Raw genomic sequence first — 12,431 nt, 5'->3', positions numbered from 1 at the left:
GCGATGACCGGCTTTGGGCCGAAAAAGCCCCTTGTCCATAACGGATACTCTAGCGGATCGCCGCGGCGCGCAAAAAGCCGCCCAGCGAAACGCTCAGCCTAGCCGAGCTTTCCGCAGGGCGCCAGATCGGTGCGCGGGACAGGGAGTCGGGTGAATGCCGAAAGTGTGTGCGCACCCTCCCCTTTAGGGGGAGGGTCGGACCGCGAAGCGGCCCGGGGTGGGGTTCCCCGGCGAAGATTCGGGGCGTCACCCCCTCCCGAGCGCCTGCGGCGCTCGACCTCCCCCCTCGAGGGGGAGGTGGAAAACGCCTTTCCGGGCGTGCCGCTTCTCGTTCCGCCCGATGAAACGGATGCGACCGAACTCAGAAGGGCAGCGGGCCGGTGATCGACACGCGCACGGCCGGCGGCTCCATCGGCTTGAAATGACGGCCCATCACGCCGACCGAGCAGACATTGCTCGGCGCGACGCCCGCCTTGCACAGGCCATAGAGCGGATCGGAGGGGATCAGCGATCCATAGCCATAGGTGATCATGTCGGAGCGCGAATTAGTGACGTTGAAAGCGTCTGCCTGAATGCTCCAGCCATTGTCGAAGCGATAGCCGGCGCGAAGGTTGAGCGTGCCGGTCGCCGGCGATTTGAAGGCGCCGTCCTCGGTCAGCGGGCGCTCGCCGAGATAGCGATAGCGCAGCGCCGCGAAGGGGCCTGTCGCCTCGCCCACTTCGATCTGGCCCATGGCGACGATGTTGGGCGAATCGGGAATGTAATTGCCGGGGGCGTTGCCGACATAGGTTCCGTAGCCGATCGCGTCGGGCGAGAGAAGATCGATCCAGGCGAGCGCCTGCTGCTGATCGACGCCGCGGAAGCGCGCATGAGACAGCGACACGCTGCCCTCCATCCGCAGCCAGGAGGCGGGCGTGTAGTGGTTGATGATCTCTATGCCGTAGCGCCGGCTCGGCCGGCCGAAGGAGGTGCTGCCGGAATCGCCCTCGAACTGATTTTCCGAATCATTGTTCAGCCACCAGAGGGCGACCGAGGATTCGAGCCCTTCCAGCAGGCGCGTGGTCCGCACGCCGATCTCGGCGCCGCGCTGCTTCACCAGCAGCGGGATGGTCGCCACCGACGAGCCGTCGGCCGGGCTCAGCCGGGTCACGGTTCCGCGCACGTCGGTCGAATGCAGTCCCTCGCCGAAATTGAGGAAGAGCTCCGTCTGCTCGAAGGGGCCGATAACGACGCCGACCTTCGGGCTCCCCATCGTCGCCGATTTGGAGCCGCTGTTCCAAGGGCCGGTCCAGATCGGAGCGCCATTCTCGTCCTTGGGCGCGGAGAGTGGGTCTTGGAGGCTGCCGACGCTGGCGGCGAAATAATCGAAGCGCACGCCGCCGGTGGCGCGCAGCCAGGGCGTGAAGCGAACAGTGGTGTCGGTCCAAAGGCCGACGCTGCCTTCCGCCACATGGCTGTTGGTGATCGTGTCATAGGGCTGGCGCCGCCAGCTGTCCTGGAGGCCGAGACGAATATTGTCGTAGCGGCTCTCGAGGCCGATGCGCGATTCGATCGGCAGGCCGGCGAGCTCGTATTTATAGGCGTGCTGCGCGTTGACGCCGAGCACTGTGCGCCGGTCGAACTGGCGGAACTGGTCGCCGAGGTCGGGATGCGAGAGGAAATAGGTGAAGTTGTTGTAGAGATCGAGCGTCGAGCGGATGGCGTAGGCTTCCACGCGCGAGGAATGCGCGCCTTCCGTCTGGCTCCAGCGCGCCGAGAGGCTGAAGCGCGAAGCGTCGCCGCCGTCCGTGCTGTCGACATTGCCCCAGAGCGGCATGATCCCGCCATAGACGGCGCGCGAGGGGATCTGGTCGGTGGAGAACCAGCGGTTGGCGTAGGCCATAGCGGTGATGGAGACGCCGTCCTCCTGCGTGCCGCGCGACCAGCGCAGCACCGAATTGATCTTGCGCATCTCGTCGGGCCGCGTCCACGGGCCGTTGTATATGCTGGATTCGATGGCGGTGAGCAGATTGCCGCCATTCACCTCGAAGCTCTTGGCGCCGAGCAGGCGGCCATAGGCGAAGCTGCCGCCCGTCGCCCGGAAGAAGCCGTGATCGAGCTTGTCGATATATTGCATATCGACCGAGCCGGCCGAGGAGAAGTCGCCCTTGTCGGCGTAATAAGGGCCCTTGCGGCCGACGACGGAGGAGAGCAGCTCCGGGATCAGGAAATTGGCGTCCGCATAGCCCTGGCCATGGCCGTGGGTGCGCATATTGATCGGCATTCCGTCCAGCGTCAGCGAGAAATCAGTGCCGTGGTCGAGCTGGAAGCCGCGCAGAAAATACTGGTTCGCCTTGCCCTCGCCGCTGTGCTGCGTGACCGAGAGGCCGGGCACGATCTCGAGCGCCTCGCCCGGACGCGCGAAGGGAACGGCGTTGACCTGCTGGCCGCTGAAGACGGTCTCGCTGGCCGCCTCGACCCTCACCTTCGCCTTTTGCGCGTCTTCCGCGCGCGCGGCGGCCGCCGCCGGAGTCGCGGCCGCGATCGGCGCGCCGATGTCTATGTCCGGCAAGCTCTCCTGCGCGACGGCGTCCGCGCCGAAAAGCGCGACCGCCAGGGCCAATGCGGAAATTTCGCCAACTCGCCAGCCGGTCATCGCAGCTCCCCCGTATGATTTTTTTATTATCAGATCATACGAACGTAGCTGTGGCAACGACCCACCTACGGATTTGCCCGAAGCGTTGCATTTGTGTCACAGGCCTCAGGCGTGGCTATGGCCGTGGTGCGGTTTCGGCGCCGAGGCGCTCTCGGGCGAATGCGCCTCTGCCGGCGCGACGACGAGCTGGCCGTAGCGCACGCCGCGCTCGCCGATCACATGCTGGGCGAAATGCTCGACCTCCGACTTTGCGCCGCGCAGCAGCGAGACCTCGAGGCAGGTCTCGGCGTCGACATGCACATGCAGGGCGGCGATGGAGAGATCGGCGTGGCTGTGATGGTCGTGCATCAGCCGCTTCGACAATTGCCGCGTCTCATGGTCGTAGAGATAGACGAGCGCGCCGATGCAGGGGCGATCGCTGTCGTCGAGCTTCGGCTGCTTCATGAGGCCGGCGCGCACGAGATCGCGCACCGCCTCCGATCGATTCTGATGCCCGCCGGCTTCCATATATTTGTCGAGAGCGGCCATGAGATCGTCGTCTATGGTCATGGTGACACGCTGCATATCGGACGCTCCCCCGCGCGGCGGCCCTGCATTCCAATGAAAAGCTTCGGCCGCATGTCGTTGATTTTACCCGTTCGGGAGCGGCCCCGCAATCGCGCGCGGGCCGAGCGGCGCGCGGTCTTGTCCATTTTCGCGGCGTCGGGCATTGTCGCGGCCCCGCCATTCAGGCTTGTCCCGGAGTCTTTCGAAAATGAGCTGGTCGTCGAAATGCTTGCCGCTCGTCGTCGCCGCATTGCTCGCATCGCTCGCGCCGGCCTTCGCCCATACGGCGGACATCTCCACCGCCAAGATCACGCCCGAGAAAGATCGTTCCTATCAGATCGATGTCGGCTTTCTGGCGACCGATCTCGAGCGCATCTTCTCGCAGACCATGGCGGAGCGCGTCGGCGTCGAGCTGTCGCAGCCGGGCGTGCTGGAGACGCAGATCGGCAAGCTCGTTCAGCGCCGCGTCTCCATGCATGACGCCGAGGGACACGCCTGCGCCGGCCGCGTCGATTACGCCGGAGAGGACCCCGCCAATGCGGACAGCGCATTGGTGAAGCTGAAATTCGACTGCTCCGGCGTCGCCGGCCAGATTTTCTACGACGCAAAGGAGCTGCTGGCCGTCGCCGGCTCCAAGGCCAAGCATCTCGTGACGCTGACCGGCGAAAACGCCGGCGAGACCATGCTCTATCCCGCCGATCCGCCGCTCGATCTGTCGAAGCCGTTGGAGACGGTCTGGCAGCTGATGTGGAAATTCGTGCAGGCCGGCGTCGAACATATTCTGACCGGCTACGATCATGTCTGCTTTCTGATCGCCATTCTTCTATGGGCGACGCGCGTCTGGCCGGTGGTGAAGATCGTCACCGCCTTCACCGTTTCCCATTCGATCACGCTGTCGCTGGCGGCGCTCGACATTGTGACGCTGCCCTCGCAATGGGTGGAGGCGGCGATCGCCGCCTCGATCATCTATGTCGCAGTCGAGAACTTTTTCTCGCGCCGCGTCGACGGGCGCTGGCGCGACACATTTCTCTTCGGCTTCATCCATGGCTTCGGCTTCGCCAGCAGCTTGAAGGAGCTCGGCGTGCCGGCGAACGCCGTGCTGCCGGCGCTCGCCTCCTTCAACATCGGCGTGGAGCTCGGACAAGTGGCGATCGTGCTGGTCTTCGTGCCGGCGCTGCTCTTTATCGACAAGCAGACCGGCGGCAAGCGCAGCCCGCGGCTCGTCTATGCGCTGTCGGCGGCAATCGCGCTGCTCGGCGCCTATTGGCTGCTGGAGCGCGTCGGCGCGCTCGACTTGGTGCTCGTGCATCTCGGCCATTCGGCCTGAGCGCTGCGGGAGCGCGGCGGCTTTCGTGCGGCCGCGCTCCGTCGAATGGGCGTCGCTCGCCCGGGTCATTTGGTGACGATGAAGGACCCGAGAATGCCGCCGAGCAGCGCGCCGATGATCACCGTCCCGATCGCGGCGGGGAAACCGACGACGCCGGCGCCCATGATCGCGCCGAGCACGGCCCCGACTCCTCCGAAAATATAGGCGTTCCGCGACATCAGGCGGTCGACTTGATCTTCTTCGGCCATGGTACTCTCCGTTGTTCTCTATCGCTGGCCCTTGGACCAAGGGCTGGCTCCGCATGTCTCTAGCTAGCGCGCGCCGCGCGGCGGCAAGGGCGGGCCGCGTGACGCCCCGCGAAATCGCCGCATGTTTCGATTAGGATGAGGCCTATGACACCGGATGATCTCGTCTCGCGCCTCCTCTATCGGGACGGGCTGATGCTCGTCGTCGACAAGCCCGCCGGCCTGCCCGTGCATCGCGGCCCCAAGGGCGGCGAGAATCTGGAGGATCATTTCGACGCTCTGCGCTTCGGCCTGCCGCGCGCGCCGGCGCTCGCGCATCGGCTCGATCGCGACACTTCCGGCTGCCTCGTGCTCGGCCGCCACCGCAAGGCGCTGGAGCGGCTCGGCAGACTGTTTCACGACGGGCGCATCGAGAAGACCTATTGGGCGATCGTCGAAGGCGCGCCTTCGGAGGAGGAGGGCCATATCGACATTGCGCTAGGCCGGCTCGATTCGACGCGCGGCTGGTGGATGCGTCCCGATCCGCTGGGCCTGCCGGCGCAGACGGATTGGCGCGTGCTCGGCCGCGCCCGCGACGCGCAGGGCAATGACCTCGCCTTCCTCGAGTTGAAGCCGCAGACCGGCCGCACGCATCAGCTGCGCGTGCATTGCCAGGCGATGGGCTGGCCCATGCTCGGCGATCCCGTCTATGGCCATGGCAAGCGCGAAGGCGCGCCGCCGCTGCATCTTCATGCGCGCGAGATCGACATTCCGATGCGCGAGAACAAGGAGCGCATCGTCGTGCGCGCCCCGGCGCCCGCGCATATGCGCGAGGCGCTGGCGCTCTGCGGATGGCGCGTGGAGGCGGAGTGATATTTCTCCCTCTCCCCGCGCGAGCGGGGAGAGGGCCGGGGTGAGGGGCTCGGGGCGTTTTCCGTTTGTGGCTCATGCTCTGGCCCCTCATCCTCACCTTCTCCCCGCGAGCGGGGAGAAGGAAGGCGGCGGAGGCCGCGCAAATCTATCCGGGGGCGCGCATGACCACGCCGGTTCGCATCTGCTTTTTCGGCGACAGCCTCGTCAATGGAACCGGCGACGACGATGGTCTCGGCTGGGTGGGGCGGCTCGTCTCGCGGGAGCGCCGGGGCGGGCGGGACGTCACCGCCTATAATCTCGGCATCCGCCGCGACACCAGCGCCGACATCGCGGCGCGTTGGCGCGAGGAGGCGCGGCGCCGTCTGCCGCGAGACTGCGACGCGCGTCTGCTGTTTTCCTTCGGCGCCAATGATTGCGTGGAGGAAGCGGGCCGCGCGCGCGTTCCGCTCGAGGAGACGCTCGCTCATGCGCAGGAAATATTGCGCGAGGCGGCGACGCTCGCGCCCGTTTTGATGGTCGGCCCGTTTCTGCCGGACGTGGCGCGCATCGATCGCCTGTGTCCGCAATTGCAGCGGCTCTGCGCCGAGCAGCGCATTCCCTATATCGAGACGCGCGGCTTCGCCGCGCATTGCGGCGTGCTTTTGAGCGAGGCGGCCGCCGGCGACGGCGCCCACCCCAATAGCGGCGGCTATGCGGCGCTGGCCGATTTCATCGGCGCGGCGCCGCAATGGCGCGCTTGGCTCGACGGCGCGCTCATGTCCGCCAAGGATGCGCCGGCAGATCGCTGACGCCGACGACGGCGACGCCGGCCTGCGCGACGGCGTGGTCATTCTCCACCGAGCTGCCGCTCACGCCGATGGCGCCGACCAGCACGCCGTCCTCGTCGACGATGGGCAGGCCGCCGGGAAAGGTGATGAGCCCGTCATTGGAATGCTCTATGCCGAAGAGCGGGCCGCCCGGCTGCGACAGCTTGCCGATCTCGCCGGTCGGCATTCCGAAGAAGACGGCCGTCTTCGCCTTCTTGATCGCAATGTCGATGCTGCCGACCCAGGCGTCGTCCATGCGATAGAAGGCTTTCAGATCGGCGCCGGAATCGACGACGGCGATGCACATTTTCGTGCCGAGCTCGGCGGCGCGCTTGCGCGCGGCGGTGATGGCGGCCTCCGCCGCGGCGATATTGACATGCATGGGGACTCTCCTCGTCGCGCGAGCGCCGCGACACCACACAAATGGCTACGCCGAAGTCCCTTTCAAGTCCGTCATCTCTGCGCGATCGGCGCCGGCTGTGTCACAATGTCGCGCTCCGCCGGCCATTTGACCCGATAGGCGAGGCGCAGCTCTTTCGTCTCGCCGGGCTTGGCGTCGAAGCTCCAGGCCATCACGCCGCGCTTGTCCGCCACCTGCTTCGTCGTGGGCGCGGTGGTCTGTGGCAGCGTCTCCACCGTAATGGCCGTGTTTTCGGAAAAAGGCGTTCGATCGACCACCGTCACCGGGACGACGAAATCATGCAGATTGCGTATAGTCGTCTTGAAGTCGCGCGTCTCATATTTGGTCTGGCCGAACCAGCTCGGCTCGATTTCGACGCGCTTGACCGGCGCGCGCGTCACCTTGATCTTGTCGTCGGCGCCGAAGCCGAGCTCGACCGCCTCGCCGGGCGCGACGAAAGCGATGCGGCTCTGCCCGACATGAACGCCGTCGCGCTGCACGGCGACGGAGCCTGGCAGCAGCGGCGCGTCCTCCTCATTGACGATGCGCGCCTCGAGAAAGGCGGTTGGATCCTGCGCCGGCGCGATATGCGCGGCGAGCGTCGGCTCGACGCGGCGCGACGAGAGAATGAAGCTCTTCGAGCTTCCGTCGCCGGGGACGCCGACGCGGCCCGCGATGTTGAAGCTGGCCTGATAGGCGTTGGATTCGAGCGTCGCCGTCTGCTGTTCCAAGGGGACGGGCGCGGGCGCCGAAGCCCTGGCGTCGGCTCTGCGCAATTGGCGCTCGGGCGCTGCGGCGACCGGAGCGGCGAGCTTTTCCGCATAGAGAACGGGCGGCTCGTAGAAGCCGACGCGCTGCGGCTGCACATCCGGCGCCGATGCGCCGCGATGCGCGCGCGTCGTCGAGACGGAGAGCGCGACGTCGCTCCAATCCTCGCCCGTGTTCTGCGTCACCGCGGCGCGACGGGTGAGCTCGATCTGCGGCTTGCCGTCCTTGCCGCCGGTGTCGAGCCGCGCGTCATAGGCGGGCCGCCAAGAGGCGCCGGAGACGAGATAGGTGAGCGTCAATCGCAGCTTTCCGCCGCTCGCCGATTCCACGGCGATCGCGACCTCGCGCGCCGGGCGCTGCATTTTGCGTTCGCCGCCTCCCGCTTCGAGCGCATGAATCTCATCGTCGAGATCCTTGGCCCTGGCGCGCGCCGTGCGTAATTCTTCGCCGGTCTTGGCGAGCGCGGCGCCGATCGTCTCGAAAGCGGCGTTCCATTCGCCGATCGCGAGAGGGCGCGCCTCGGGCCCGAGCTTCTCCGGCCCGGCCTGTGAATAGCGCGTGATCATCGCCTGCTTGCCGGCGAGCGCATCCAGCGTCGCCTGCAGGCTCTCGCGCGCCCGGCGCAATTGCTTCAGCTTGATCTCGATCGCCGTATCCGGCGCGCGCGCATCCGCCGGAGCGAATCGCGTCTCGACGGCGCCGATCGTCACGCGGCCATTCGCCTCGCCGGAGACGCGCAGCGAATCGGCGTCGAGCGCGGCGGGCAGGTTCTCGAGCACGATGGTCGAAGCCCCCGCGGGAAGATCGATCGTCGCTCTGCGCGTCACCGTCGCGGCGTCGGGATGGACGACGACGCCTTCGACCGCCGAGGCCGCCTCGATGATCGTCTCCTTCGCCCATGCGGAGGACAGCGCGATCGATGATACGCAAACGAGAGCGGAAACACGAAGCCGCATGGGGCCGCCTCCTCGAGGAAAGACGGCGCCATCCGGCCCGATGCTTATGTCCTTTTCGCGGCGGAGCCGGCGCTTCGGCCGGAGACGTTCTGTTTCTCGGCTTTATTTCTCGGCTCTGGCGACCGGCGCGGGCCGGTCGGTCAGCGTGCGCAGAAAGGCGACGATGGCGTCGATTTCGCCCTCGTCGAGCCGCGGCGTTTCGCCCGGCTTGCGATCATAGGGAACTTCCTTGACGTTCACATTGTCGTGGAACTTTTGCGGCAGATCGTCGTATTTCGCGGTCGCGCCGTTCTTTTTCGGATACCAGCGCGCAGGGTCGGTGTCGCGCGTCGCATAATAGGCGACGACATCGCGCAGGCTGGCGAAGACGCCATTGTGCAGATAGGGCCCGGTCACGGCGACATTGCGCAAGCTCGGCGCCTTGAACTGGCCGCAGAGACTGTCGATGTCGAAGCCTTTCGGCGCGATCTTCGCGAGGCCCTCGCGCTTGCAGAGGCCGAGATCGACAAAGGCCGGGTCTTTGTTGTCGGGAATGGCGGCGTTGCGCGGCGCGCCCAGCGCGTCATAGCTGAAATCGGTGAACAGCCAGTCTTGCGGCCGGCGCGATTTCTCCTCGCCGACATGGCAGGCGAGGCAATTGCCCTTGTTCTTGTCCTTGAACAGAGCGAAGCCCTTTGCTTCTTCAGCGGTCAATTTCTCGCGGCCGCGCAGAGCATCGTCGAATTTGGACGAGAAGGGATGAAAGCGCGCGCTGCTCTCATAGGCGGCGACGGCGCGCGCCAATTTATCGAAAGCGGCGTCGCTGTCGAAAATCTTCGCGCCATAGACGCGCCGCGCGAGATCGGCATAGGCGCCGGATTTGATCTTCTCGACGACGGCGGCTCTCGACGGATTGTTCATCTCGCGCGGATTGAGCAGCGGCCCTTCCACTTGCGCAGCCAGATCATCCGCGCGTCCGTCCCAGAATTGGCCGCCGGCGGGAACGAGCTCGGTCGCGCCGGTCTCCTCGTCCTCCTTCTTCATGAAATGAAAGCGCGGGCTGAAGGAGACGTAGGCGAGCGACGGCGTCTTGCGCGTTCCGAGCGCATCCGGCCGGCTGCCGCGCGCCAGCGCCGCGACGGGCGAGCCGTTATTGCCTTGAAACGCCTTGGCGGGATCGTGGCAGGAGGCGCAGGAGAGGCCGGCGGGCTCGGACAGGCTCTTGTCCTCGAAAATCCGCTTGCCCAGCAGCTCGCGCGGCGTGAGGCCGGCTTCATCGGCCGCCCGCGCGTCGCTCGTCGTCGATTCGAAGCTCGCCGCCGGCGCGGCCGCCGCGAGCAGAAAGAAAAAGGCGCGCGACACTATCGAGAGGCGCGATCGAATGGCGAGCGCCATTGAGAGTCTCCAATCGGGAGAGCGGACTCTCCGAATGAGCGAGGCGCGCGAAATCTAGTGAAGAAGCGCTAATTCCGTCAAACTCAATAGATTGGATCGGTTCCAAACAATGCTCTCGCCGCTTCAGCCGCGCGGGGGCTCCGGCTGAGCGACGAAGAGCAGGATGAGGCCGAGCGAGCCGATGAATCGAAAGGCCGGCTGCTGGAAGTTCCAATCAATGGAACGCCACATCTGGAACCATTCGCCGCCGATGATCATGAAGCCGAAAAAATAGAGCGCGAAGCCGAGCGCGAGCCCGCCAATGGCCCATTGTTTCGCCGTTTCGAAGCGCGCCGCATCGGCCTTTCGTGCGCCAAAAAGCCGCAGCGCGCCATAGAGGCAGAGCGCCCCATAGGCGAGCTCCGTCGCGATGATTCCGGCATAGAGCAGCCGCTGCAGCGTGTCGGAGAGAATGGCGCGGCTCATCAGCGCGGCGTCGGCGTGAGTCGTGTCCATGGAGACGACATGACGAAGGACATCGAAATTCGTGCCATAATCGAAAATATTGCCGAGCCCGGTGACGAGGCCGAGCAGGCCGGCGCAGGCGGTGAGCAGGATCTTGGCGATGCGGGCGATCATGCGTGGGTCCTCCCCGGAGTCGATTCCGATCTATGTCCCGCCGATGACGCGGACGAGGCGGCGAGGGCGATGATCGCGACAGTGGCGCAAATTCTTTTCATTTTCGTCTTTCTCCTGCTGCTCCTCGGCGCGCTGCTCGTCGTCTCCGACGCCGGCGCGCGGCGCGTCTTTCGTATCGCGCTGCATCGGCGGGTCGCGCGTCTGCGGCCGCCGCGCTACGCCATTGTCGGCGACAGTCTCGCGGCGCAATGCGATTGGCGCTTGCTCCGTCGGAGGCCCTTCGACGTGCTGCGCCTCTGCCTCGGCGGCGCGACTCTGAAGGATATAGGCGCGCAAATCGTCGAGGCGCGCATGATGGGCGCGCGCTGCTTCATCATCGACGGCGGCTTGAACGATCTTCTTTTCGACGCGGCGCCGCTCGCGCAGATCGACCATGACTTCCGCGCGCTGCTGCGCCGCCTGCCGGAGGATGCGCGCGGCGTTCTGATGCTCGCGCCCCATGTCGCCGACGCTGCGCAGGCTCCGCGCATAGACGAGATCAATGCGCTGATGCGCGCGCTCGCCGAAGCGCGCGGGCTCGCGGTCGTCGATCTCGCGCCGCAGCTCTCGCAAAACGGCGCGCGGCGGCCCGAGATGACCGATGACGGCCTGCATTTCTCGCCGCTCGCCGCGCAGCTATGGGTGCAGGCGGCGCGAGAGCGCCTTCTTCGCGATGGGCTCGCCTGAGCGCGGCGCGCCCTATGTAACGCGGCGCGGGCGCAATTCCACCGGCGCTCGCGCTCACGCCAAAGCGCGAAGGAGGTCGTAAAAATGGGTCTCTTCAATTTCTGGAACAACTCGAAGAGCGGCGACAAGATCGACAAGAATGCGCCGTCGCCCAAGGGCGCGACCGAGAACGCCGCCGCGCCCGCCGATGAATTGAAGAAGGAGATCGAGAACAAGGGTCTCGACGCCTCCAAGATCGAAATCTCGGTCGAGGGCGACAAGGTGAAGCTCGGCGGCAAGGCGGCCTCCACCAGCGACGCCGAGAAGATCGTGCTCGCCGTCGGCAACACCAAGGGCGTCTCGCAGGTCGAGAGCAATATCGTCGTCGGCAAGCAGGAGACCGAATCGCTCTTCTACAAGGTGCGCCAGGGCGACACGCTGTGGAAGATCGCCGAGACGCAATATGGCCAGGGCAAGGGCGGAAAATACGAGGAGATTTTCGCCGCCAATCGGCCGCTGCTCTCCGACCCCGACAAGATCTATCCGGGCCAGGTGCTGCGCATTCCCAAGGCCCAAGGCGCCGCCGGCCAGGCCTGATCTCTGTCGCGCGGCCTCCTTCGGGAGGCCGCGTCATGCGGGAAAAATAGGGATGCGCGCGCGGGAGCTATTCTCGAAATCGCGCGCGATATCGAAAACGAATTGCCTCGCAAAGGCGCGCGTCACATATTCTGCGCCGTATAAGATCATCCGTCATCGAGGCGAAGAGTTGAACCTCCATACTGTGTGTCGCGCGACGCTCATCGCCGTGATATTGCCGCTTGCTGCGAGCGCGTTGGCGGATAGTCTCCCGCAGCGTCGGCCCGGCTTCTGGCGCATAAAGACCATATCGCCGGAAGTGGGATTGCAGTCGCATGACGTTTGCATCGAGGCGGGCGACGGCCTGCTCGGCGCTCCGCAGGACAATTGCACGAAGCCGACGGTCGAATCCGCGCAAGGCGGCGAGGTCATCGTCACCTTCTCCTGCGATCTCCATGGCGCGCGCGAAGTGACGAGCCTCTTGTTCACCGGCGATTTCTCGAGCTGGTATCGCGCGCAATCGAAGACGACGCTCACGCAAAAGAGCGGCGTCACGCGCGAGCGCTCGGGCTTCACCATAGACGCGAAATATCTTCGCTCGGAATGTCCGCAGCCCTGAGGCG

General features: G+C 65.9%; 13 protein-coding genes. 6 read left to right on the top strand and 7 right to left on the bottom strand.

The window, feature by feature from the left end:
- Nucleotides 1-361: 361 nt before the first annotated feature.
- Together KP010_RS11450 and nikR are read right to left on the bottom strand one after the other, a co-directional pair.
- Nucleotides 362-2,635, bottom strand: a complete 2,274-nt coding sequence (locus KP010_RS11450) for a TonB-dependent receptor (protein ID WP_142861862.1) — start codon at nucleotides 2,633-2,635, stop codon at nucleotides 362-364.
- A gap of 105 nt (nucleotides 2,636-2,740) precedes the next feature.
- On the bottom strand, nucleotides 2,741-3,199 hold the full coding sequence (gene nikR, locus KP010_RS11445; RefSeq protein WP_108917849.1) for a nickel-responsive transcriptional regulator NikR: 459 nt from the start codon (nucleotides 3,197-3,199) through the stop codon (nucleotides 2,741-2,743).
- A gap of 190 nt (nucleotides 3,200-3,389) precedes the next feature.
- Here nikR and KP010_RS11440 point away from each other — a divergent pair, with 190 nt between their 5' ends.
- Entirely contained in the window at nucleotides 3,390-4,508 is a 1,119-nt protein-coding gene (locus KP010_RS11440; RefSeq protein WP_216280891.1) for a HupE/UreJ family protein, read from the top strand.
- A gap of 65 nt (nucleotides 4,509-4,573) precedes the next feature.
- Here KP010_RS11440 and KP010_RS11435 read toward each other — a convergent pair whose 3' ends face one another.
- Nucleotides 4,574-4,756 (bottom strand): hypothetical protein, encoded by a 183-nt coding sequence (locus KP010_RS11435; protein ID WP_018267802.1) that lies wholly within the window; start codon nucleotides 4,754-4,756, stop codon nucleotides 4,574-4,576.
- Between the two features lie 144 nt (nucleotides 4,757-4,900).
- On the opposite strand from KP010_RS11435, the gene KP010_RS11430 reads away from it, so the two are divergent.
- Both KP010_RS11430 and KP010_RS11425 read left to right on the top strand, forming a co-directional pair.
- Nucleotides 4,901-5,605, top strand: a complete 705-nt coding sequence (locus KP010_RS11430) for an RluA family pseudouridine synthase (protein ID WP_253203607.1) — start codon at nucleotides 4,901-4,903, stop codon at nucleotides 5,603-5,605.
- Nucleotides 5,606-5,766: 161 nt separating this feature from the next.
- Nucleotides 5,767-6,393 carry a GDSL-type esterase/lipase family protein gene (locus tag KP010_RS11425; RefSeq protein WP_216280889.1) on the top strand — a complete coding sequence of 209 codons (627 nt, stop codon included), beginning with the start codon at nucleotides 5,767-5,769 and terminating at the stop codon, nucleotides 6,391-6,393.
- On the opposite strand, the gene KP010_RS11420 is transcribed toward KP010_RS11425, so the two are convergent.
- From KP010_RS11420 to KP010_RS11405, 4 genes are all read right to left on the bottom strand, one after another.
- Entirely contained in the window at nucleotides 6,359-6,793 is a 435-nt protein-coding gene (locus tag KP010_RS11420) for a heme-binding protein (RefSeq protein ID WP_036292728.1), read from the bottom strand. The two genes, KP010_RS11425 and KP010_RS11420, sit on opposite strands and share 35 nt — an antisense overlap.
- A 71-nt stretch (nucleotides 6,794-6,864) precedes the next feature.
- Nucleotides 6,865-8,535: a mucoidy inhibitor MuiA family protein gene (locus KP010_RS11415; RefSeq protein WP_216280888.1), complete on the bottom strand. Its 1,671-nt coding sequence runs from the start codon at nucleotides 8,533-8,535 to the stop codon at nucleotides 6,865-6,867.
- Nucleotides 8,536-8,637: 102 nt separating this feature from the next.
- A complete protein-coding gene (locus KP010_RS11410; protein ID WP_216280887.1) occupies nucleotides 8,638-9,909 on the bottom strand; it encodes a cytochrome-c peroxidase in 1,272 nt (423 codons plus the stop codon).
- A 123-nt stretch (nucleotides 9,910-10,032) separates the two neighbouring features.
- Nucleotides 10,033-10,527, bottom strand: coding sequence for a DUF2165 family protein (locus tag KP010_RS11405; RefSeq protein WP_216280886.1), 495 nt, complete (start codon nucleotides 10,525-10,527; stop codon nucleotides 10,033-10,035).
- Between the two features lie 69 nt (nucleotides 10,528-10,596).
- Here KP010_RS11405 and KP010_RS11400 point away from each other — a divergent pair, with 69 nt between their 5' ends.
- The 3 genes from KP010_RS11400 (at nucleotide 10,597) to KP010_RS11390 (ending at nucleotide 12,427) form a co-directional block, all read left to right on the top strand.
- Entirely contained in the window at nucleotides 10,597-11,253 is a 657-nt protein-coding gene (locus tag KP010_RS11400; protein WP_216280885.1) for an SGNH/GDSL hydrolase family protein, read from the top strand.
- Nucleotides 11,254-11,337: 84 nt separating this feature from the next.
- Nucleotides 11,338-11,829: a peptidoglycan-binding protein LysM gene (lysM, locus tag KP010_RS11395; protein ID WP_216280884.1), complete on the top strand. Its 492-nt coding sequence runs from the start codon at nucleotides 11,338-11,340 to the stop codon at nucleotides 11,827-11,829.
- Nucleotides 11,830-11,998: 169 nt separating this feature from the next.
- The gene (locus KP010_RS11390; RefSeq protein ID WP_185966399.1) at nucleotides 11,999-12,427 is read left to right on the top strand and encodes a DUF3617 family protein; all 429 of its coding nucleotides are present in this window, start codon (nucleotides 11,999-12,001) and stop codon (nucleotides 12,425-12,427) included.
- Nucleotides 12,428-12,431: the final 4 nt, after the last annotated feature.

Source organism: Methylosinus sp. KRF6 (genome assembly GCF_018887255.1).
Taxonomy (GTDB): domain Bacteria; phylum Pseudomonadota; class Alphaproteobacteria; order Rhizobiales; family Beijerinckiaceae; genus Methylosinus; species Methylosinus sporium.
The sequence above is the reverse complement of the archived record's forward strand: the minus strand, read 5'-3'. Positions and strand labels throughout refer to the sequence as shown.

What these genes read in the sequence shown, in the direction of transcription:
- KP010_RS11450 (WP_142861862.1), bottom strand. Translation starts at nt 2,635, where the DNA reads ATGACCGGCTGGCGAGTTGGCGAAATTTCCGCATTGGCCCTGGCGGTC.
- nikR (WP_108917849.1), bottom strand. Translation starts at nt 3,199, where the DNA reads ATGCAGCGTGTCACCATGACCATAGACGACGATCTCATGGCCGCTCTC.
- KP010_RS11440 (WP_216280891.1), top strand. Translation starts at nt 3,390, where the DNA reads ATGAGCTGGTCGTCGAAATGCTTGCCGCTCGTCGTCGCCGCATTGCTC.
- KP010_RS11435 (WP_018267802.1), bottom strand. Translation starts at nt 4,756, where the DNA reads ATGGCCGAAGAAGATCAAGTCGACCGCCTGATGTCGCGGAACGCCTAT.
- KP010_RS11430 (WP_253203607.1), top strand. Translation starts at nt 4,901, where the DNA reads ATGACACCGGATGATCTCGTCTCGCGCCTCCTCTATCGGGACGGGCTG.
- KP010_RS11425 (WP_216280889.1), top strand. Translation starts at nt 5,767, where the DNA reads ATGACCACGCCGGTTCGCATCTGCTTTTTCGGCGACAGCCTCGTCAAT.
- KP010_RS11420 (WP_036292728.1), bottom strand. Translation starts at nt 6,793, where the DNA reads ATGCATGTCAATATCGCCGCGGCGGAGGCCGCCATCACCGCCGCGCGC.
- KP010_RS11415 (WP_216280888.1), bottom strand. Translation starts at nt 8,535, where the DNA reads ATGCGGCTTCGTGTTTCCGCTCTCGTTTGCGTATCATCGATCGCGCTG.
- KP010_RS11410 (WP_216280887.1), bottom strand. Translation starts at nt 9,909, where the DNA reads ATGGCGCTCGCCATTCGATCGCGCCTCTCGATAGTGTCGCGCGCCTTT.
- KP010_RS11405 (WP_216280886.1), bottom strand. Translation starts at nt 10,527, where the DNA reads ATGATCGCCCGCATCGCCAAGATCCTGCTCACCGCCTGCGCCGGCCTG.
- KP010_RS11400 (WP_216280885.1), top strand. Translation starts at nt 10,597, where the DNA reads ATGATCGCGACAGTGGCGCAAATTCTTTTCATTTTCGTCTTTCTCCTG.
- lysM (WP_216280884.1), top strand. Translation starts at nt 11,338, where the DNA reads ATGGGTCTCTTCAATTTCTGGAACAACTCGAAGAGCGGCGACAAGATC.